Genomic DNA, 22,452 nt, shown 5'->3' on the forward strand with positions numbered 1-22,452 from the left:
TATCTGTCTTTTCAGTAAAATCCAAAAAATTGTGCTTATTATAGAAAAACTTCTATCTGTTGACACAGAGCTTTTTTTGTTTTTGAATCAATTTCATAATAACTTTTTCGATGTTATTATGAGGCAAATCAGTTCTAAAATAATTTGGCTTCCTCTGTATCTGTCAGTACTTTTTTTTATTTATAAACGGTTTAAACTTAAAAAAACAATTTTACTTTTAATTTCTTTCGGCTTTTTAATTGCATTCAGCGATCAAATTTCCGTTCAGCTTTTTAAAAATGTATTCCAACGCTTGCGTCCGTGCTTTAACCCTGAAATTCAAGATTTAACCCACGTCCTTTCATTGCCCGGAAGTCGCTACGGTTTTGTATCTTCACATGCTGCAAACTCATTTGCATTTGCATTTTTATCTTTACTTATTTTCAGAAACAAAAACTATACAATTTTTATTTTATTCTGGGCATTTACTGTATCCTACAGCAGAATATATTTGGGAGTTCATTACCCGTCGGATATTATAGGAGGTGCTGTGTTAGGAGTTTTTATCTCTGCTTTAGTTTATATAATTATTAAACCCCGGATTTTAATTAAGTAAGAATATCACTTCTTAATATGATAAGTGATTTTTCTGTCTTGATACTTACTGACATTCAAAGGGGTTGTATGCCTGTTTCTTTTTAGCTTAATTCCGCAGTCAGGACAATGTAAATCAACTGCAGAAAGGTCCTCTCCGCATGCAGAACATTTTGACTCATCATTTATCCAAGAAACCTGTTCCTCCGATAATTTTTCCGGAATATTTTTTTTAATAAGAATACCGTCTATAGATTGTAATATCAAATTATAAATAAAATTATCAATTATTAAAAAACTAATCCCAAAAAAGCCTGCTGACATTAGAGCAGAAGTAATTAAAAACCATTTAATTGAAAGAAAAGAAAAAAAAGCGGTAAGGATAATTATAATGAGAACAATTCGAACTAAATTTTCAAAATTGACTTCGTAATCAATAATCAGCTCATTGTTTATTAAGTTTATTTTAATTTCTGTTGAATATTTAAAATTAAAAACAGGAGCAATAAATTTGAAAGATAATGTTTGATTTTTTATTTTAAAGTCTGTCGGATTTTTTTTCTGTATTGCTTTGTTCACAAGATTTTGAATGTCACACAAGTCAATATTGTTCTCATTTAGTTCTTCTCTTGATTTTACTAAACTCTTTTTATATGAATACGGAAAAGCCATTTAATTATTAAGTTCGATTTCTAATATCTTAATTTCTTCAACAGCAACTTGACACGATTTAATAAAAACATTAACTTTTTGACTGTATATATCTTTATTTCTTTTTTCTTTTAAATCTGATTCAAGTATTTTCATATCATCTGCTTGTTTATCCATACCCATAATTTTAATGCTCGACTTTGCTTTATGAACAATGTCTGCAAGCAGTTCGTAATCTTCTTTGTTTAATGCGGCAATCATCACCTTTTCAAACTCAGAAACATTTTGTTTAAACAAATTAAAAATCTTCTTTTTAAACTCTTTCTTTTGCGATATTTCGTCAATATATTTTGTATTTATTATTTTACACATTGGACTCATAATAAATAATATAAACTTGGGTTATTTTTGACCTGTTTAAAATAAAATGACATAAAACTACACTCTTCACAAGCAACCTTATGCCTTTACTCTCATCTAAATTTTATGTTGATATTATACAAAAAAGGTATCTATTAATTTTTTTATATTAAATTTGCCTTATATTTTATAATAGATTAATACTTCAAATTTAATAGAATTATAACAAAATACTGCTGAATATGAAAAAAATATTCATTTTAATCATAAGTCTTGTTTCGATTAACAGTTTCGCACAAGATAATCAAACATCTATAACTGCTAAGGGGCAAGATGCAGAGTTAGCTTACAATGAAGGTGTTAAATTTTTTCTTAACCAGGACCTTCCGGCAGCCCTCGGAGAGTTGTCTAAAGCAATAGATTTAAGATCTGATTTCGGCAAAGCATATTATAACAGAGGGGTAATAAAAAGTGAATTGAAAGACTTTGAAAGTGCAATATCAGATTTGTCAATTGCAGTTCAGTTATTACCGGATATGCCGAAAACTTTATTTGCACGAGGATTTGCAAGAGTTAACACTTCCGACTTCAATGGTGCAGTCAGTGATTTTACCCTTGCAATAAAATCAGGGTATAACAAACCAAATGCCCTGTATTACAGAGGGGTTGCTCATTTGAAACTTAAAAATTACGATGAGGCGATTAAAGATTTTAATGAAGCTATCAGCATGAATGAGAATTATGCCTATGCATATCACGACAGGGGAAGTGCAAAGCGACTAAAGGGAAACCCGCAAGGTGCTGAAAATGACTATCTGAAAGCTGTTGAAATTGACCCTAATTTATATTTTGCTTATAATAATTTGGGGGCTGTAAGAAGCGAACTTAAAAAATATGACGAAGCCATTACGGCTTACAGCGAAGCTTTAAATGTAAATGCAGAATATTATCCGTCATATAACGGAAGAGGGCTTGCTAAATATGCACAAGGCGTAAATAATTTAACAAGAGATAAAACAGAAGATGCAGAAAAAAACTTCAAAGAGGCAATTAAGGATTTTGAGAAAACTATAAATTTTAATAACACTTTTGAGATTGCCCATAATAACTTAGGAATGGCACAATTAAAACTCAAAAATTACAAAGAAGCCGAAGCTGCATTCACAAAAGCAATTAAAATTAAAGCTGATTATCCTGAGGCATATGCAAACAGGGGGACAGCAAGAGAAAACCTCAGAAATTTTACAGGAGCCTGTAATGATTGGGAAAAGGCAGTTTCATTAGGAATAGAACATGCTGATAAATATATTAAAAACTGCAAGTAAGAAACAATAAAATAACAAAGACTCAATATGAAAACTAAGATATTTTTGACTATTATTTTTTTATCGGTTATTTTTCAAAACCAAATATTCTCACAAAAATTTGTGAAAGTTAAAAAGTCAAGCTACAAAATAGAAGAGGAAGGTTTCAAGGAAGCCTGGAAACATGTAAAAAAAGGAAATAAACTTTTCAGAATGAATAAAAAAGGTGCTTTCTACGAAGCACTTGAACATTACTTAACTGCAAATAACTATAACGAAGATAATGCAGCCCTAAACTACCTTATAGGCATTTCATATTTAAAAACATCTGATTCTAAAAAAGCATTAGAGTTCATTGATAATGCTAACTTTATATACGGTTACTTGACTGATGATATATTATACTGGCTGGCAATGGCAAAACAATATAATTACCAATTTGATGAAGCGATTGATGACTACGAGGAATATATGAGTTCTTTGACACCGAAAGAAATGCAAAGAAAAAAAACAAAAATCGACAAAAGAATTGAAGAGTGTGAAAGCGGCATAAAACTAATGAACAATCCCGTAAGATGTTTCGTTGACAATTTAGGTAACGGCGTAAATACAAAAGCTCCCGAATACAGTCCTGTTTTTTACTTTAGAGATTCCGTTTTATACTTTACTTCAAGAAGAGAAAATACAACCGGAGGTAAAAAGAATCCATACAGTCGTATGTATTATGAGGATGTTTACACTTCTTATTTTAAAAACGGGAAATGGCAAAATGCCGACCAAATGGAAAAGCCGATTAATACAAAACATAACGACGCAGCAGTAGATATCTCCCCCGAAGGTCGTGAAATATGTATTTACAGGGGTTATAAAGGTCAAGGAGATTTGTACAACAGCCAATTTAAGAAAGATATGTGGCAAAAACCCGGGAAAATGAAAAGGGTTAATAAAGGCAAATACAGAGAAAGTTCAGTTTCTGTTACCAGAGACTCTATGACTTTATACTTTATAAGTGACAGAAAAGGAGGACAAGGACGACAAGACATTTGGATGACTCAAAAAACAATTGACGGAAGTAAGTGGCAAAAACCACAGAATCTAGGGCATGTAGTAAATACAAAATATAATGAAGAAACTGTTGAAATTTCAGCTGACGGTAAAGATTTGTATTTCAGTTCAAAAGGACACAACTCAATGGGAGGTTATGATGTTTTTGTAACACATAAAAATGATGACGGAACTTGGACAGAACCTGAAAATATTGGCTACCCTATTAACACTCCCGGAGATGACGTGTTTTTTATGCTGACTAAAAACGAAAAATTCGGTTATTATTCATCAAACAGAGATGATTCATTCGGCGACAAAGATATTTATCAGGTTGTTTTTCTGGGACCGGAAAAACCCACTCATATTTCTTTCGGCAACCCGAATGATTTAATTGCGTATTTTGCCGAACCTATAAACGAAACCGATATTGAAAAACCCGTAAACATTAAAGTTATTCAACTTTCAATTGTTAAAGGCGTAGTAACGGATGCATTTTCAGGGAAACCTATAAAAGCCACATTGGAACTTGTTGACAACGCAACCGGCGAAGTTGTAAAAATAGTTGAATCATACGCATCAACAGGTGCATATACTGTTCCGCTTCCTCCGGGAAAAGATTATGCGTTAACTGCCGGAGCCCCTGACTATTTCTTTCATTCAGAAAATTTCACAATTGCAGATACATCTACACACGAAGTAATCAGAAAAGATATTCAACTTCAACCGATGGGAATCGGAGCAAAAATTGTATTGAATAATGTATTTTTTGATTCAGGAAAGGCTATTTTACGTCCGGAATCATTCCCGGAACTAAATCGTTTAGCAAGAATTTTAACCGACTATAAAAACATCCGAGTTGAAATCTCCGGACATACTGACAGCAGAGGCTCTGAAAGTTCAAACCAAGGCTTATCGCAACGAAGAGCACAGTCTGTTGTTGATTATATTCTGACAAGAGGAGTTAATTTAGCTCAAATTGTTGCAATGGGTTATGGAGAAAGCCAGCCGCGTGCTGACAACAATACTGCTTCCGGACGACAACTAAACCGGCGTGTTGAAGCAAAAATTCTTGACAAATAAATAAAAGGAAATCACTTCCTGAAATCTGTTATAAGATTTCGGGAAGAGCAAAGCTCAATCTTTTATTTGATTGGGTTTTGTCCTAATTTTCGCACTTTTTCATCTTCAAAAACAATAAGTTACATTAAATTAGTGAGAATTTTATTGTTCTTGGGGTATTCTGAGTATAACTTTTGCTGTATGTTTTTACAAAACCGGAAAAGCAATTATTCCTTACATTTTATAAACTCAATTTATTAAATCAAAAAATATGTTACCCCTGAAAAACGTAAAAATATTAGACCTCACCAGAGTATTAGCAGGACCGTTCAGCACAATGTTAATGCAAGAACTCGGAGCAGAAGTCATAAAAGTTGAAATGCCCGGCAAAGGAGATGACGCTCGTTATTTCGGACCTTTCAAAAACGGTGAAAGTGCTTATTTTCTGAGCATTAACAGAGGGAAGAAAAGCATTTCGTTAAACCTGAAATCAGAAAAAGGCAAAGAAATATTATTGAACCTTGTAAAAGAAGTAGATATCGTAACTGAGAACTTCCGCCCGGGAACAATGGAGAAACTTGGTTTAAGTTACGAAGTTTTAAAAAAAGCAAACCCGAAAATTATCTTTGCTTCAACTTCCGGCTTCGGTCAAACCGGTCCCGATTCTAAAAAACCCGCTTATGATATGCTTGTTCAAGCCATGAGCGGAATGATGAGCATTACCGGTTGGCAAGACAAACCCCCTACCCGAGTCGGATCTTCAATAGGCGATCTTGGTGCCGGGTTATATACTATCATCGGAATTTTATCAGCTCTTTATCAGCGAACCATAACAGGTGAAGGACAAAGAGTTGATGTTGCAATGTTGGATTGTCAGCTTTCATTGTTAGAAAATGCAATTGTACGTTACGGCATAACCGGAGAATCGCCTAAACCCGGAGGAAATCAACATCCTACGATAACCCCTTTTCAGGTTTTTAAAACAAAAGATGATTATATGGCTGTATCAATGGGAAATGACCTGATGTGGCAAAATTTCTGCAAAGCTATCAACAGAAATGATTTAATTGAAAACCCCAAATTTGAAACAAACCTTAAAAGAACAGAAAATAAAAATGAACTTTTACCGGTTCTGGAAGAAATTGTTTTGCAAAAAACAAATGATGAATGGACTGTAATTTTTGAAAATGCAAAGTTACCTCACAGTCCGGTTAATAATATTGAAAGCATTATGCAACATCCGCAAGTAAAAGCCAGAAATATGATTGTTGAAACAAGCGGAACGGAAATCGGAAAAATCGGTGTTGCCGGAAATCCGATTAAAATGACCAATATTCCGGAAAGTGCATACCGAGAAAAAGCTCCTGAAGTCGGGGAACATAATTTTGAAATATATGCTGAGATGTTGGGTTTTAGTAAAGATGAAATTGAATCTTTGAAAAAAGAAAAGGTTATTTAGTACAGTATGTTTTTCGGTTGCATAACACTTTTAAAGTGCTTGACAACTTTCATTTAAAATCTCAATTATGAAATACACAAATTATATCTCATTTATATTAATATTCCCTTTATTATTCCTAAGTTGCAATTCATCAGGGCAAAATGAGGAGTTTGACAATAATGAGGATACAATCATTCAACAATCAAAAGATAAAATATCCTTGTTGTTCTTGGGTGATATTATGCAACACGATTTACAAATTCAATCGTCCTATGTTCCGGAAACCGGCAACTATGATTTTTCATCACAATTCAAATATGTTAAACCGATATTTGACAGCACCGATGTTGTAATCGGCAATCTTGAAGTTACGCTTGCAGGGAAACCATATAAAGGTTATCCGCATTTCAGTTCTCCCGATGATTTGGCTTTTGAAATTAAAAAATCAGGAATTGATTATCTCGTTACCGCAAATAATCATGTTTACGACAGAGGTAAAAAAGGTTTTGAAAGAACCATGCACATGCTTGATTCTGTCGGATTCAAAAGAACAGGGTGCTTTATTGATGAAGGCGATAAAAATAAAAACCATCCGATGATTATTGAAAAAAACAATTTTAAAATTGCATTGTTCAATTACACATACGGATTAAACGGAAATATTGCAGAAAAACCGAGTATCATAAACACTTTAAATAAAGATGAAATAAAAAAAGATTTAACAGATGCCTCAAATTCAGATTATGATGCAATTATTGTTTTTTTCCATTGGGGAATTGAATACAAACATCAACCGAATAATGAGCAGGTAAATTTGGCTGATTTGTGTTTTGAAAATGGTGCAAATATTGTAATCGGCTCTCATCCGCATGTTATTCAACGAATGGAACATAAAACATACAAAACAAATTCCGGAAAGGAAAAAGATGTTCTCGTTGCATATTCTCTCGGAAATTTTGTTTCAAACTACGGAACATGGCGCTATTGCGACGGCGGAACAATGATTAAGTTCTCTTTAAGCAAAACCGAAGAAGGCAAACTTTCAATTATTGAGCCTGAATACCACTTAATTTGGGTTTACAGAGAACCAAAAAACAACAAATTAATGAATTATTACGTATTACCAATTGCAGACTTTGAAAACAGCAAAGATTTGAAAGAATCGGATAAAAAGCAAATGAATATTTTTATTAATGATTCAAGAAAGCTTTATAATGCAGAAAATATAGGTGTTACGGAACATAAAAATGAATAAAAGTTATAACTTTGTAATATATGTTCACTTCAAAATCACATCTTTCAAAAACAGCATTTATATTAAGAACAAACAAGCTTAATGCAAAAGACTATGTCAGAGGGTCTTGTAAAATTTCCGAAAATAAAGATATACATATAAAAGCATTAATCTCTGAAAAAAACAGAGAAAAAAGATTACTTGCAGAAGTTGATAAATTAAGAAAACGTTTCCCTGATAAAAATAATTTGCCTCCTTTATACGGCGTTCTTGTAGGAATAAAAGACATTGTAAATGCCGAAGGGTTTAAAACAAAAGGAGGAAGCAAATTACCGGCAAAACTTTTTAAAGGAAAAGAGGCTTCGCTTGTTACAAAACTGAAAGACGTAGGTGCAATTGTTATGGGAAAAACCGTAACAACCGAATTTGCCTATTTTGAACCGGGAGAAACCCGAAACCCGCATAATATAGAACATACACCCGGAGGTTCAAGCAGCGGTTCGGCTGCTGCCGTGGCAAGCGGCATTGTTCCTTTGGCAATCGGCACACAAACCATAGGTTCGATAATTCGCCCTGCGGCATATTGCGGCATTGTAGGTTTTAAACCTTCTTTCGACAGAATTGAAAAAGACGGAGTAATCCCTTTTTCTGTTTCTGCTGACCACATCGGAATATTTACGCAAGATATTGAAGGAATTGATTTGGCTGCTTCCGTTCTTTGCGATGATTGGGAAAAAGAAGTTAAAAAAGAAACAAAACCGATTATCGGAGCAGTTGATGGAAAATATTTGCAACAAGCCGAGCCTGAAATTATTGAATTTTTTGAAGAAAAGATTCTGCAACTACTAAAATCCGGGTATATAATTAAACGAATAAACCCTTTTGAAGATATTGATGATATAAACTTCAAACATCAAAATATGAACGCTCGTGAATTTTATGAAGTTCATAAAAAGTGGTTTAAAAAACATGAGCAAAAATACAGAGAAGGAACAAAGGAACTAATACTTAAAGGGAAAAAAGTAAGCGACAAGGATTACATACAAGCAATTGAATATCAGAAAGTTCTCAGAATAAAAATTGAAAAAATGAAAAAAGTAAGCGGAATTGATATTTGGCTTTCACCGGCAACAACAAGTCCGGCTCCCAAAGGAATGCAAACCGGCAGCCCGCTTATGAATTTGCCTTGGACTTATGCCGGACTTCCTGCAATAACAATTCCGGCAGGCAAAGCAAAAAACAGTCTTCCTATCGGATTGCAACTAACAGGCTCTTTTTATAAAGATGAAGAGTTAATTGCTTTTGCAAAAATTGTTGAGAATAGTTTTTAGGTTTTGAAAACATTGTCAGGTTTGAATTAAATTACAACAATGAAAAAAATCTCCCCAAAACACATAATAATGGGTTTGCAACATACATTTGTTATGTTCGGAGCCACTATTCTTGTTCCTTTGCTTACAGGTTTAGATATTGGTGTAACCTTATTTGCAGCCGGTGTAGGAACATTCATTTTTCATATTGTTACAAAATTTAAAGTACCGGTTTATCTCGGTTCATCGTTTGCATTTATTCCGCCAATTATTGCCGTTGCTCAAAGCGGGTCATTGCCCGAAGCTCTCGGAGGTATTTTTATTGCAGGACTTTTATACATTTCCGTTGCAATTCTTTTTAAATTCATTAAAGTTGAAATTTTGCATAAAATACTTCCCGCACATATAACAGGACCTATGATTGTGCTTATAGGACTGATACTTGCACCCGTAGCAATAAAAAACTCATCGGGCGAGTTTGCTCCCGAACTGGTTAAAAATATAACAACAAACGGGTGTTGGGGAATTGCATTATTTACATTGGCTGTTGCAATTTTTGTAAAAATCTTTTTTGAGAAAATAAGCAAGAAGTTACTCTCAATGCTTCCTGTTTTATTTGCTCTTATTACCGGTTACACACTTTCAATAATAGTAGGAGTAGTTGATTATAACGTGATTAATGGGGCGTCTTGGTTCGGTGTACCGAAATTTTCAGCACCTGTTTTTTCCTGGCGAGCAATTTCTATTACAGTTCCTATTGCGGTTGTTACAATTGTTGAACATTTCGGTGATGTTTTGGCAATCGGTAATGTTGTTGGCAAAGATTTTATTTCAAAACCCGGAATTCACCGAACTTTAATCGGTGACGGATTGGCAACCTCATTTTCAGCTCTTATCGGCGGTCCCGCTAATACGACTTACAGCGAAAATACCGGAGCGGTTGCTTTAACCGGTGTATATAATCCTGTAATTATGCGAATTGCAGCAACATTTGCAATTATTCTTGCATTCATCCCTAAGTTTACGGCAATTATCGAAACAATTCCGACACCTGTTATCGGCGGAATTTCAATTCTGCTTTTCGGAATGATTTCATCAATAGGCATAAAAAATATGATTGATGCAAAAGTTGATTTTACGAATCCTAAAATTATTATTGTTTCATCTGTAATGTTGGTATTAGGTTTAGGCGGTGCTGTGTTTGAATTAGGAGAATTTAAAATTGAAGGATTAGGCTTGGCTGCAATAATCGGCATTTTATTAAATTTGGTTATTAATTTCAGTTCTTTCAGTAAAAATGAAACGAAAACTCAACAATAACGAACTTCAGATATTAAAATCAATCTATTTTCATACAATTGATTACAACAAAGTAGAACTTACTAACCAACACTTATTCAGCAAAATATTAAAGAAATACAGAGGAATTGTTTTTGACAACACCATTGTTTTTACAAATAAAAGCTACAAATATGATTTCAGCAAAACAATAAGCGATATGGCATTATTGGTTCATGAAATATGCCATATTTGGCAATATCAAAACTTGAATTACAGATGGTACAAAGCCGGAGTTGAACATTTAAAATTCGGAAAATCAACTTATTCTTATAATATTGCCGATCATAAAAAATTAACCGACTTCAGGTTTGAACAACAAGGCGAGATTATGGCTGATTATTTTAGGCTGAAGAAACGAAGCAGTTCAAAAATCAGTATTTATGAGGATGTGATTTACAGCACAATTAATAAGAATAAGTAAAATGTTCGACATTAAAAATATAAAATGCCCCTGCATCGACAAATGCAAATACGATGAAGATAAAATTTGCATGGGTTGTCACAGAACAATGCACGAAATTGTAAGTTGGTCAGATTTTTCTGATGACGAAAAAATAAAAATTATTCAACGTGTTGAAAAGAAAATGAAATTATGAGTGAGAAAAAATTAAATGCAAAAAATCCTTGCATTCGAAACTGCGAATATGATGATAACAATATTTGTATTGCTTGTCGGCGGACTAAAAAAGAAATTTTTGAATGGGGAGATTATTCCGATGAAGAACGAATATTAATTAATAAACGAATACCAGAAAAATATGACAAATAAAAAAAGACCGCCTTACAGGCAGCCTTAAGATATTGTGTTAAACGGCTATCCTAAATATTTTTTCAAAGGATTGCTTCTTGACGTTGTTCTTAAACGTTTAATTGCTTTTTCTCTTATTTGTCGAACTCGCTCCCTGGTCAAACCGAATTGCTGTCCTATTTCTTCCAAAGACATTTCTTCAACTCCTATTCCGTAGGAAAGTTGTAAAATTTTACTTTCTCTGTCGTCCAAAGTTGCAAATACTCTTTCAATTTCTTTTCTTAAAGATTCGTGAATTAAAGATTTATCAGCAATCGGTGAATCATCATCGGAAAGAACATCCAATAAGCTGTTATCTTCGCCTTCTTGAAAGGGAGCATCTACAGAAACATGCCTTCCCGAAACTTTCATTGTTGCTTTAACTTTAGATTTTGGAATTTCTAAAATTACCGATAATTCATCAATTGAGGGTTTTCTGTGATGTTCTTGTTCAAAAACAGCAACAGCCTTTCTGTATTTGCTTAGTGAACTTACTTGGTTTAAAGGCAGTCTTACAATTCTGGATTGCTCATTAATAGCCTGCATGATTGATTGACGAATCCACCAAACGGCATAAGAAATAAATTTGAAACCTCTTGTTTCATCAAATTTTTCAGCGGCTTTTATTAAACCTAAGTTTCCTTCATTAATTAGATCGGGTAAACTGAGTCCTTGATTTTGATATTGTTTTGCAACAGAAACAACAAATCTTAAATTTGCACTTGTTAATTTTTCAATTGCAGCTTGATCTCCTTTTCTTATTCTTTGTGCCAGTTCAACTTCCTCTTCAACACTTATAAGGTCGTATCTTCCAATCTCTTGCAAATATTTATCAAGAGATGCACTTTCTCTGTTGGTAATTGACTTGGTAATTTTTAGCTGTCTCATATATCGGAATAAAAGTAGATTAGGGTTTTATAGTGAATATCCTTTTTTCAAAAGGGATGCAAATTTAACTCTTTTATTTTATTTAGAACTAATTTTTTAAAATTATATTACAATATTTATCATTCTGCCCGGAACTACTATAATTTTTTTTGGTTTCCCGTTCTCTAATCTTTTTTGTGTTCTTTCATCGTTGAATGCAGTTTTCTCAATATCAGCTTTTTGCATATCAGAGGGAACATTTATCGTAAACTTTGTTTTACCGTTAAACGCAACAGGGTATGTTATAGTATCTTCAACAAGAAATTCTTCTCTAAATTCAGGGAAATTTGCATTAACTACACTACCCGGATTTCCCGTTAATTGCCAAAGTTCTTCAGCAATATGAGGAGCAAAAGGTGAAAGTGTAATGATGAAATTTTTTAAAACTTCTTTATTGTTGCATTTTAATTTTGACAAATCATTGGTACAGACCATAAATGCAGCAACCGATGTGTTAAACGAAAAGTTCTCAATATCCTCATTAACTTTTTTTATTAATGTGTGAATAACTTTTTGTTCTTCTTTTGTGGGTTCGTTATCAGATAAGTTAATATTTCCTTCATTATCAAAGAATAATCGCCAGAATTTATTGAGAAACCTTGATACTCCTTCAATTCCGTTAGTATTCCACGGTTTTGATTGTTCAATAGGTCCGAGGAACATTTCATACAAACGTAATGTATCGGCACCGTATTCTTCAATAATCAGGTCGGGATTAACAACATTATATTTTGATTTTGACATTTTTTCAATAGTATTTCCGCACCTATATCTTCCGTCTTCCTCTAAAATAAATTCTGCACCTTCAAATTCTGGTCGCCATTTTTTAAAAGCTTCAATATCTAAAATGTCGTTATTTACCATGTTAACATCTACATGAATTTCGGTAACTTCGTAATCTGCTTTCAGGTTGAAAGAAACATATTTATTCGTATCTTTTATTCTGTAAACAAAGTTTGAGCGTCCTTGAATCATCCCCTGATTTACAAGTTTTTTAAATGGCTCATCTTTAATGACATATCCTAAGTCAAAAAGAAATTTATTCCAAAATCGAGCGTAAATTAAATGACCTACTGCATGTTCTGTTCCTCCGATGTATAAGTCAACATCTTGCCAATAACTATTTGCTTTTTTTGAAACTAACGCATCTTTATTTTGCGGATCCATATAACGCAAATAATATGCGGATGAACCTGCAAAACCGGGCATTGTACTTAATTCGTAATGAAATTTGCCGTTGTAAAGCCAATTTTCTGCTCTTCCTAGGGGCGGTTCACCGGTTTCTGTCGGTTTATAATCGTCAATTTCAGGCAAAGTCAAAGGAAGTTCATCTTCTTTTAACGGTCTTGCAATATCGTTTTCGTAATAAACGGGAAACGGTTCTCCCCAATATCTTTGTCTGCTGAAAATTGCATCTCTTAAACGATAGTTAATTTTTCTGTATCCCAATTCTTGATTTTCAATTTCATCAATCATTTTTTTAACAGCATCTTTAACATCAAGCCCGTTTAGGATATCAGAGTTAATCATTGTTCCGCTTTTTGCATCGTAAGATGCTTCTGAAATATCACCGCCGTCAACCACAGGAATTATTTCAATATTAAAGTGTTTTGCAAAGGCATAGTCTCTGCTGTCGTGTGCGGGAACAGCCATTATTGCTCCTGTTCCGTATCCGCCGAGTACATAGTCGGCTATCCAAATCGGAATTTCTTTTTTTGTAAACGGATTGATTGCGTAAGACCCGGTTAAAACTCCTGTAATATTTTCAGCATCAGCCATTCGTTCTCTCTCTGTTCTGCTTTCTGCTTTTGTAACATATTTATCAACTTCTTCCGATTTTTCGATACTTGTAATTTTATCGACAAGGTCACTTTCGGGAGCAATAACCATAAAAGTTGCACCATAAATTGTATCCGGTCGTGTTGTGAAAACCTGTATTTTATCTTCTGAATCTTTAATTTGAAATAACACCTCTGCACCTTCCGAACGACCAATCCAGTTTTTCTGCATTTCTTTTAAAGAATCAGACCAATCAATGGTATCTAATCCTGAGACCAGTCTTTGTGCATATGCCGTTACTCTTAATTGCCATTGCATCATATCTTTTTGAGTAACAGGGTGTCCGCCTCTTTCTGAAACTCCGTCTTTAACTTCATCGTTTGCTAAAACTGTTCCGAGAGCGGGACACCAGTTTACTTTTGTATTTGAACGGTAAGCTAATCGGTAGTTCATTAAAATTGCTTCTTTTTCATTTTCCTCCATTCCGTTCCAAACGGCAGCTTCAAATTTAGGCGTTTCACTACATGCAGCATCAATTAATGTGTTTCCGTTTTGTTCAAATTCTTTTATTAGAGAATTAACTTGCTCTGCTTTTTGTGTCTTATTATTAAACCAGTGATGAAACATTTGAATAAATGCCCATTGTGTCCATTTATAATAGTCAGGATTTGCTGTTCTTACTTCCCTGCTCCAATCATAAGAAAATCCGATTTTATGAAGTTGTTCTTTATATCTTTTAATATTAATATCAGTTGTTATAGCAGGATGTTGTCCTGTTTGGACGGCATATTGTTCAGCGGGAAGTCCGAAAGCATCAAACCCCATAGGATGAAGAACATTAAAGCCTTTTAATCTTTTATATCTGCTGTATATGTCAGAAGCAATGTACCCGAGAGGATGTCCCACGTGCAAACCTGCCCCGGAAGGGTAGGGAAACATATCCAAAACATAGAATTTAGGTTTTGAATTATCTATTTCAACTTTATATATATCAGTTTTTTGCCAATTATCTTGATGTTTCTTTTCTATTTTTGAAAAATTGTATTCCATTATTTTGATATAAGTAGCATTATAAAAGTTTGCAAAAATAGTAAAAAATCACATTGATTTTATATTGCTTAAATAATTGTTTGAATATATTCGGATAATTTCTATTTTTGCAGAATAATTAAGGCTCCGTAGTTCAATGGATAGAATATCAGATTTCGGCTCTGAGGGTTGTGGGTTCGAGTCCCGCCGGGGTCACTAATATACTTTAAAAGTCTTGTTAATCAAATGATTGCAAGGCTTTTTGTTTTTTGGTACAACATAGGTACAACAAATCAAATATTTTTTTATTCCCTTTTTTATGTATGATTAATCATTGTATTGCATTGTTTTGCAGTTTGTTATGAATTGTATTAGCCTTATCTTTGTCATGTAATTTTTTTAGTAACTTAAAACTTAATATCATGGCTAAACAGAAAGGACCTATTAAATACATCGGAACATTAGGCGACATCCGACATTTCAAAATCAAGAACACAGAAGGATATTTTGCCGGAATGATTGGCGGCCCAACAGCCGAACAAATTAAAACAGACCCTGCTTTTGCTCGTACTCGTGAAAACATGAGTGAGTTCGGTGGTTCTGCAATTGCTGCAAAAGCTGTTCGAGTTGCTTTTGGTGAACTTGTACAAAGTGTTGCAGATTCACGAATAACCGGACGTTTAACTGCGTTAATGAAAAAGATTAACAAAGAAGATACAACCGGAATAAGAGGACAACGACCGATTTTAGTTACACAATATCCGGAACATTTAAAAGGGACAGAATTTAATAAAAACATCACTTTCGGAAGTATTATGTATGCACCGTTCACAATTACTCCTAATGTTGACAGAAACAGTTCTGACCTCGTTATTCCTGCATTTAAACCAAAGAACAGTATAAATGCACCTGTCGGAGCAACACATTTCAGAATTGTAAATGCAATCGGTGTAATATCAGACTATGCATTTGACCTGGATACTAAACAGTATGAAGCTGTTGATGATGCTTTGAATATGAAAATGAACATTGAATATTCTCCATATCTTGATTTGTCCTCTAATATCGGAACTGATACAACTATTACCGCTGCTCTTGCCGGTGCTCCTGTGATGTCTACGGATGTAATTGTATTGAATGCTGTCGGTATCGAATTTTATCAAGAAGTAAATACTGAATATTATCTTTTTGCATCCGGACATGCTGCAAAAATTAAAAATACTTTCTAAACTTGGGAATTTAGATTGATGATGACAGATTTGAAGCTCTCTTTAATTAGAGGGCTTTTTTTATATCCATAGCAATCATATACGACTTATATATGCTTTGTTTATGAAATAAGATACGGAACAAGCCAATTAACCGGAACATAGCTCAACCGGATGAACTCTTTTATTTACCTTTTCTTTTTACATATATTTTTAAAAGAAGAAAGAAAAAAAACGAGAAAAAAAAAGAAAAAAGAAAGCATTTTGTAAGGCGGTGTAGAAGGGTGTCAAGGTTTTTGGATATTTATTTTATGCCTTTGAAAGTTATTAAAAGATAAACATAAAAAAAATATTCAAAACCCGCAGGGCTTGACCTTGATGCCCTTGTGCGGTTGTATGTGCGTACCGCCTATCTTTGCTTTCCTTTTTTATTTTTTGTACCCTGCCAATTTAACTGCAACTTTATTTTAGTCTTTTTCTTTTAAACCGGATTAAAACAAATAACAACAAATACAATATCAAACTGATTGCCGGATAAAACATATTTTGGGGTGGTGGTCGGGGACGTGGGGGGACATTGGGGTTTGGCGTGTGTTTTTGCTGTGGATGGTGCGGTTGAGAACAGGTGGCTTTTGTGGATGAAAATATTTGGTTTGTTTTTTATGTGGGTAGATTGTGTGGTTGATAAAAAACAAGCCGGATATTTTAAGTGCGGTTGTAAAGCTGCCTGTGTGTGTAGCGGTGGGTTTTATGATTTACTGAACGTAGTTTACGGAGAGAAGAAAATTAGAAAATCCAAGGAGCGATTGGTGGTTATGACTTGCAAAAAACATGACAAAACCGTGCGGTTGCAAACCTTATGTTTTTTCTGAATTGACTTTCTTATTGATGCTTGGGGCGCGTATGTGCAGCAATAATTAAGTTAATAGAAGAAAAACATTGTGCGGATGTATTTGTGCGGGCTATTTAACATAGTTGACTTATGGGACAATTTTTCTTTGTTCCCATAAGACGCAATTATGTTAAATAGCTTTGCAGCAATTTATTTGGCGTGTCTTTTTGTTTGTGTGGTTGGCAGCTCTTTGTTTTTTGGTTTTGCCTTTTGAGTTATTAAAAAATAAAACCGGAAAACAATGTGCTGCTTGTAGAGGTTGTACAAAAAGCATGACGGATAAATTGCGTGTGCGGTTGTGTGGGGAGTTAATGTGTCTTAAAGCTATTCCATTTTGGCTTAAAGTGTAATACTAATAGTATTTCAGCCAGATGGAGTTTAAAGTTATGTGTTTTTTTATTAATATCTTTTTCAATACGATGAAAGTAAACTTTTAGATTTTCTATATTCGGATGTTTTTCATATAGAGGCATTAAGTTGTAGTGATATTCCTTTTCTTCCATGAGATTTGCCCATGTTGCAGACTCTTTATTTTTTCTGATTAAGTGGTCTGCCATTCTCCGTCTTAAATCTCTTGAAATCCCGATATAAACAGGGTTATTCTTTTTTGTTGCCGAATCTTGTTCTGAAAAAATATAAACACCCATTAATTCAGACAATTCATCTTTGGAAAATTCATTAAAGGCTTTAATAAACTTTTCATCTTGAAAGAAATATTTATCAATATAATCACCTTTATATTTAGCTTTCTCCTTTTTATATAGTTTTCTTACAGGAACAGATTTATTTAATTCAATATTATCAACTAACTCTTTAATAAAGTCATTATAATCAATCTCCGGAAACGTTTCTTTGTCAAAATTTTTACTCATTTTCTGTGTCATTATCAATAGGGTTTTTGCTAAATGTAAGCACCAATTTGAATTAAGCTATTCGATAAAACGTTTTCTTTGCCTATATATTTGGTAACGAAATCCTTTTCGCTACCAAAAGGTTTTGACATGAACTAATTTGTAATCAATCAGGCGTTTACCTTTTAGGACTTCGTAACCGTTTTTTGCTAATTCTTTTTCGTATTTGGACAGGTAGTTTTCAGCAGTTCGTTCGGTAATTTCAAAAAAATCGGCAATTTGTTTTTTAGTAAAGCGAAACTCGCTTTCGTATAAAACACCCCTTAAACCTACTGCATTCTGTATTTCCTGAACTGCATATTTATTGTTCAGTATATTTTGTCTTACTATTTTTGAGTTTGTTAAATCTTTCATTTTTTATTCTTTTATTACCGGTAGCTTTATACCTATTTTAAACATTTGAACAAATTCTTTGATTTCGTTTGATTCGTCATTCAGGTTAATTTCATTGAAATTTTCTATACCGGATTCTTGATTCGGATAAATTATCAGACAATCAATTATTTCATTATGGTCTTTTTCTAATTTATTGTAAACAGATTTAAGCCGGGCATAACCACTTACTTGTCTCATGTCTATGTTTTTAAAATGTGAATCATATGCAGGCTTGTATTTTGCATCAATTACCATTTTGTATTCATTGCTGTTGAGTAAAAAGTCTAATTCATTTCCGAGATATGTGTAATGATAATTTACATGATTTCCGAATTTGTCTTTTAATAAACCGAGTGTGTACAATTCAAATAGTTTACTCATATCAATCCAAAACGGTGGTATTTTAGCTTTTTCTTTATTGTTAATGTTGTTTACAGAATAACCGAATCGTTTTAATATCCATAATGCCAACTTCACAGCTTCTTTATATTCGGAATATATTGCATTTGATTTTATTTGCTTTATTTCATTGAAACTTACATCTTCACTGACCTGAACAAATGCCGGATTAATATATCCGAACAGTTCGTTGTAATTATTATTTATACCGGACATGTTTTGACCGGATAAATATTTCTGTACAAAAGTTAATGCTTTTTTCAGTAATCTGTTTTCAATGTTGTTAATTCCAAACTCATCATAAGTACAGACCGTATTTAAATTTTTACTTTTAAAGTGGTTTTGTTTTATTGTTTCAGCAATATTAATCTTTCCTTTTACTTTTCCGAATAAGTTATCTGTTTTTCTGTAATATGATTTTTTAAGCCCTTTTTTTACAATTTCTTTTATGATTTTAATAAAATGAATTGCAAGCAATGGTGTAAGAAGGTCTTGATGTTTTTCTATTTCAACCGGTTTTGATTCAAACCTAATATCATATAAATCATTTGTGTGTTTATACACTTCCGGATGATTTAAGGCATGGAACAGCATATTTATGTAATTTAACCGAACGCCTTCTTTGTTTAATTTCGGTTCGACAACTATAATTTTGTTGTCTGTTATCCAATCAATACCTATGTAATAGCTTGTGTGGAGAGTATTGTTGCTTTTGAGTTCAACACATCGTTTTTCTTTATTGTTTTTGAAATATACAGATGAGTTTATATCCCCGACTTTTTCATTCGGGATTTGCTCACCATGCGGATATTTATGATGCTCTGTAAAAACTTTATTTAAAAACAAATCAATCATATTAAACTGAAAGTTTTTCAATTATTTCTTTTGCACTTTCCAAAAGAACTCCGTCTTTTAAGTATTCATTGAGAATAGGTTTTATTTCATATTCAAGTCTCATGTTTAAGTTTTTTTCCTCTCCCATAAAATAACTGTGCCCAACCATTACATCCAAAGGGTTAAATTCTTGTGAAAGATGTAACGAACGCTCCGGATTATCTTTATTGTTTTCATAATCATTGCAAAACAGTTCAGTCATTTTGATAAATAAATTCTGACCTTTTTCTGTTTCGATAATTGTTTTATCCGGATTAATATTTACGAAAGCAAAGCGTCTTCGAATTGCATAATCTATATGCCCGACACTTCTGTCTGCCGTATTCATAGTGCCTATAATGAATAAGTTCTTCGGTAAGGTAATCTGTTTGCTTTCCGGATTGTCATCATCATCATCATCATATAAAGCATACATACTTTCAACCGTTGTTTCTTCCGGATTGTTTTCATCGTAACGGTATTCGAGGGCATATATTAATTCACCGAGAACAGCCGGAAGATTCGCTCTGTTTATTTCATCGATAATGAGGACGAAATTTGCTTTGGGGCTGTCGAGTGCTTTTTGAGCAAATTTTGCTAAAACTTTATTCTTTACACTGTATTGAATCCTATTTTCATCATCAGTTTCTACGGTTATACCTCTTACAAAATCTTCATAAGTATATGCCGGATGAAATTGAATTACCTTATATTCTCCATTTGTTAATATTTGATTTTTCTCAATTTTAACCGGAACTTTTAAATCAAATTTGTCAAAAAGGAAGAACATAAATTCAAAATTTGTTATATCAACACTGTATTCTTTCTTCTTCTGTAAAAATAAGTCTTGAACTTTCTTGTTTTTTTCCAGTAATGAAATACCTTCCGGAGAAATATCGAATAACTTTAAAACATTATCAATAAATTCTTCTTTACTTATAGGGAAATAAATGTCAGGGTGGTAGCTGTGGAGAATTTTGAGAACTAAACCTTTGCTTAAATATTTAATTGTTTTTTCCGGATTGATATTCTCTGCAATAGTATGAAGTTGTTCTCCAATCATTTTTATTGCTGTATCATCATCATGGTTTTTCAGAAATGCACTTTTTCTAAATTCTTCTTTTGATTTGCTCCAATAAATTTTAAATTTTGTTGCAGGACCTGTATATTTTCCAAGATGTTCCAAGCCATATTCAATCCACCATGAGAATGTTTGAGAACCAAAACCTAAAACATAATTGTCTAATTCAATTTCTTTTAGTTTATCTTTCGGGAACTCTTTTTGAAACGTTTCCAATAAAGTGTTTTGTTTTTTTCTAAACTTGATAGTTTCTTTATCCGGATTGAATGATTTAAAAAACTCATTAATAATTAGCAAAGGACTTCCTAATTTTACCGGTTTTGTTAATTGTTTTGCTACTTCTTTTGCTGTGAAAGTTTTACCTGTTCCCGGAGCACCTTGCAGAATAATTTGATGCTTTAATTTTAACAAATTATTAATTTCTTTCATTCTTTCGTTTTTGTTTAGGATATTCATATAATTTACCACATACTCAAACATCTTATCTTGTCTCATAAATTCAATAGTTTTGCGGTATGAAATACCGTCAAAATCTTTTGGTAAGGAATCATTTTTTAACCAATTTACATTAAATGAAAACCAGCTGTTTTTTGATATAACTATACCAATCCCTTTCAGTTTAGTGAAAGTTATTGAATGATTTTTCCCTTTTGTTGAACTTGATTTCATTATTATAATGTCACCAATTTCAACTTGATTCAAATATCTCTCATTTTGATTATTATCATTTGCGGCATAACCGTCATACCAAACACTTTCTTTTATAAAACTATCTGATACATCTTTACCTTCGAATGATGCTCCTACTGCCCAATAATTCATGATTTATTATTTTTTAATGATTTTATCATTTTGTCGAAATCGGATTCTATTTTTTGGGTTTTGTTGAATTTGTCGTATTCTTGAAATGCTTTATTTTCTGCTTGTTTGGCAGATGTTTTTCCTTTGCCTTCTAAAACTTTGTATTCGTTAAATTCAAGGAACTTGTTAATACTACCGGCAAATTGTTCCATTGTAAAGGCATTGCGAGTTTCAATGATTCTTTCAATGTAATCAAAGAAACTTGTGATTGTACGTTCTAAACCTTTAATTTCTTTTTTTGATAAGTAGTTTTTTGCAATTTTAGCATCTGATTTTAATATTCTTCCTTCGGGTGAGTTTTTCCAAGTTTGCAGCCCCATAAATTCTTTACCGGAATCGACTTTGGTGTATATTATTTCTGCTGCGGTTTGTCCGGTTATGGCAAAATGGAATTTGTTTTGAACCGTAGCATAAAATATTTTTGTAATTTCAGATTTTGAATCGTAATCAATACTGCATTCTTGAAAAATATCTGTTATTTGTTGGTAAATTCTGCGTTCGCTTGCACGTATCGAACGAACCCTTTCAAGTAGTTCTTTGAAATAATCTTTACCGAAATAACGTCCGTTTTTAAGCCGGTCGTCATCCAGTATAAAGCCTTTTATAATGTATTCTTTCAGGGTTTTGGTTGCCCAAATTCTAAACTGTGTTGCTTGCCTTGAATTTACCCTGTAACCGACTGAAATTATGGCATCAAGATTGTAAAATTCAAGATTACGTTTAACCTCTCTGTTGCCTTCTTTTTGAACTGTTTCCAAAATGGAAATAGTTGCATCTTTCTCTAACTCTCCTGTTTCGAAGATGTTGTTCAAATGTTTTGATATTGCCGGCACATTTACACCGAATAAATTTGCTATTGACTTTTGTGTGAGCCAAACGCTTTCGTTGTTTAAAATGACTTCTACTTTTATATTGCCTTCCGGAGCGGTGTATAGTAAGAAATCTGTTATTTCGTCTTTGGGGCTTATTTTTTTTGGTAGCTTTTCCATTAATTTTTATTTGGTTTTTGT

The 22,452-nt window shown here is 33.0% G+C and carries 21 protein-coding genes and 1 tRNA gene; 13 read left to right on the forward strand and 9 right to left on the reverse strand.

Going from position 1 to position 22,452, the window contains the following annotated elements; genetic code table 11:
- The first annotated feature begins 118 nt into the window (after positions 1–118).
- Positions 119–595, forward strand: a complete 477-nt coding sequence (locus L3J35_01725) for a phosphatase PAP2 family protein (protein ID MCF6364897.1) — start codon at positions 119–121, stop codon at positions 593–595.
- Between the two features lie 5 nt (positions 596–600).
- Here the strand turns inward: L3J35_01725 and L3J35_01730 are convergent, their stop codons facing one another.
- Complete coding sequence (locus L3J35_01730; GenBank protein MCF6364898.1) at positions 601–1,245, reverse strand: zinc ribbon domain-containing protein; 645 nt, start codon at positions 1,243–1,245, stop codon at positions 601–603.
- Positions 1,246–1,596: a hypothetical protein gene (locus L3J35_01735; protein ID MCF6364899.1), complete on the reverse strand. Its 351-nt coding sequence runs from the start codon at positions 1,594–1,596 to the stop codon at positions 1,246–1,248. It abuts the gene before it with no gap.
- Between the two features lie 230 nt (positions 1,597–1,826).
- Between L3J35_01735 and L3J35_01740 the strand changes: the two genes are divergently transcribed.
- The 9 genes from L3J35_01740 to L3J35_01780 all read left to right on the forward strand — a co-directional run bounded on the left by L3J35_01740 (position 1,827) and on the right by L3J35_01780 (position 11,089).
- Positions 1,827–2,909, forward strand: coding sequence for a tetratricopeptide repeat protein (locus L3J35_01740; GenBank protein ID MCF6364900.1), 1,083 nt, complete (start codon positions 1,827–1,829; stop codon positions 2,907–2,909).
- Between the two features lie 27 nt (positions 2,910–2,936).
- On the forward strand, positions 2,937–5,015 hold the full coding sequence (locus L3J35_01745) for an OmpA family protein (GenBank protein ID MCF6364901.1): 2,079 nt from the start codon (positions 2,937–2,939) through the stop codon (positions 5,013–5,015).
- Between the two features lie 250 nt (positions 5,016–5,265).
- Positions 5,266–6,453, forward strand: a complete 1,188-nt coding sequence (locus L3J35_01750) for a CoA transferase (protein ID MCF6364902.1) — start codon at positions 5,266–5,268, stop codon at positions 6,451–6,453.
- 67 nt (positions 6,454–6,520) lie between these two features.
- Positions 6,521–7,690: a CapA family protein gene (locus L3J35_01755; GenBank protein MCF6364903.1), complete on the forward strand. Its 1,170-nt coding sequence runs from the start codon at positions 6,521–6,523 to the stop codon at positions 7,688–7,690.
- Positions 7,691–7,710: 20 nt separating this feature from the next.
- Complete coding sequence (locus L3J35_01760; GenBank protein MCF6364904.1) at positions 7,711–9,000, forward strand: amidase; 1,290 nt, start codon at positions 7,711–7,713, stop codon at positions 8,998–9,000.
- A gap of 39 nt (positions 9,001–9,039) precedes the next feature.
- Positions 9,040–10,299 carry a uracil-xanthine permease family protein gene (locus L3J35_01765; protein MCF6364905.1) on the forward strand — a complete coding sequence of 420 codons (1,260 nt, stop codon included), beginning with the start codon at positions 9,040–9,042 and terminating at the stop codon, positions 10,297–10,299.
- Entirely contained in the window at positions 10,277–10,741 is a 465-nt protein-coding gene (locus tag L3J35_01770; GenBank protein ID MCF6364906.1) for a hypothetical protein, read from the forward strand. The genes L3J35_01765 and L3J35_01770 overlap by 23 nt, the downstream gene beginning before the upstream one ends.
- A 1-nt stretch (position 10,742) precedes the next feature.
- On the forward strand, positions 10,743–10,916 hold the full coding sequence (locus L3J35_01775) for a DUF1289 domain-containing protein (GenBank protein ID MCF6364907.1): 174 nt from the start codon (positions 10,743–10,745) through the stop codon (positions 10,914–10,916).
- Positions 10,913–11,089, forward strand: coding sequence for a DUF1289 domain-containing protein (locus tag L3J35_01780; protein MCF6364908.1), 177 nt, complete (start codon positions 10,913–10,915; stop codon positions 11,087–11,089). The genes L3J35_01775 and L3J35_01780 overlap by 4 nt, the downstream gene beginning before the upstream one ends.
- A 45-nt stretch (positions 11,090–11,134) precedes the next feature.
- Here the strand turns inward: L3J35_01780 and L3J35_01785 are convergent, their stop codons facing one another.
- Both L3J35_01785 and leuS read right to left on the reverse strand, forming a co-directional pair.
- Positions 11,135–11,995, reverse strand: coding sequence for a sigma-70 family RNA polymerase sigma factor (locus L3J35_01785; protein ID MCF6364909.1), 861 nt, complete (start codon positions 11,993–11,995; stop codon positions 11,135–11,137).
- Between the two features lie 102 nt (positions 11,996–12,097).
- Positions 12,098–14,863, reverse strand: coding sequence for a leucine--tRNA ligase (gene leuS / locus L3J35_01790; GenBank protein MCF6364910.1), 2,766 nt, complete (start codon positions 14,861–14,863; stop codon positions 12,098–12,100).
- Positions 14,864–14,985: 122 nt separating this feature from the next.
- Between leuS and L3J35_01795 the strand changes: the two genes are divergently transcribed.
- The 3 genes from L3J35_01795 to L3J35_01805 all read left to right on the forward strand — a co-directional run bounded on the left by L3J35_01795 (position 14,986) and on the right by L3J35_01805 (position 16,922).
- Positions 14,986–15,058 (forward strand) — tRNA-Arg (locus L3J35_01795).
- Positions 15,059–15,264: 206 nt separating this feature from the next.
- Positions 15,265–16,071: a hypothetical protein gene (locus L3J35_01800; protein ID MCF6364911.1), complete on the forward strand. Its 807-nt coding sequence runs from the start codon at positions 15,265–15,267 to the stop codon at positions 16,069–16,071.
- Positions 16,072–16,604: 533 nt separating this feature from the next.
- Positions 16,605–16,922, forward strand: a complete 318-nt coding sequence (locus L3J35_01805; GenBank protein ID MCF6364912.1) for a hypothetical protein — start codon at positions 16,605–16,607, stop codon at positions 16,920–16,922.
- A 328-nt stretch (positions 16,923–17,250) separates the two neighbouring features.
- Here the strand turns inward: L3J35_01805 and L3J35_01810 are convergent, their stop codons facing one another.
- The 5 genes from L3J35_01810 to L3J35_01830 all read right to left on the reverse strand — a co-directional run bounded on the left by L3J35_01810 (position 17,251) and on the right by L3J35_01830 (position 22,431).
- Positions 17,251–17,814 carry a GIY-YIG nuclease family protein gene (locus L3J35_01810; protein MCF6364913.1) on the reverse strand — a complete coding sequence of 188 codons (564 nt, stop codon included), beginning with the start codon at positions 17,812–17,814 and terminating at the stop codon, positions 17,251–17,253.
- Between the two features lie 111 nt (positions 17,815–17,925).
- Positions 17,926–18,207, reverse strand: a complete 282-nt coding sequence (locus L3J35_01815; GenBank protein MCF6364914.1) for a hypothetical protein — start codon at positions 18,205–18,207, stop codon at positions 17,926–17,928.
- 3 nt (positions 18,208–18,210) lie between these two features.
- A complete protein-coding gene (locus L3J35_01820; protein ID MCF6364915.1) occupies positions 18,211–19,503 on the reverse strand; it encodes an McrC family protein in 1,293 nt (430 codons plus the stop codon).
- On the reverse strand, positions 19,484–21,403 hold the full coding sequence (locus L3J35_01825) for an AAA family ATPase (protein ID MCF6364916.1): 1,920 nt from the start codon (positions 21,401–21,403) through the stop codon (positions 19,484–19,486). Before L3J35_01825 ends, L3J35_01820 begins: the two co-directional genes overlap by 20 nt.
- Positions 21,400–22,431, reverse strand: coding sequence for a virulence RhuM family protein (locus tag L3J35_01830; GenBank protein ID MCF6364917.1), 1,032 nt, complete (start codon positions 22,429–22,431; stop codon positions 21,400–21,402). The genes L3J35_01825 and L3J35_01830 overlap by 4 nt, the downstream gene beginning before the upstream one ends.
- Between the last annotated feature and the right edge of the window lie 21 nt (positions 22,432–22,452).

It is taken from the genome of Bacteroidales bacterium, from assembly GCA_021648725.1.
Taxonomy (GTDB): Bacteria; Bacteroidota; Bacteroidia; order Bacteroidales; family JAADGE01; genus JAADGE01.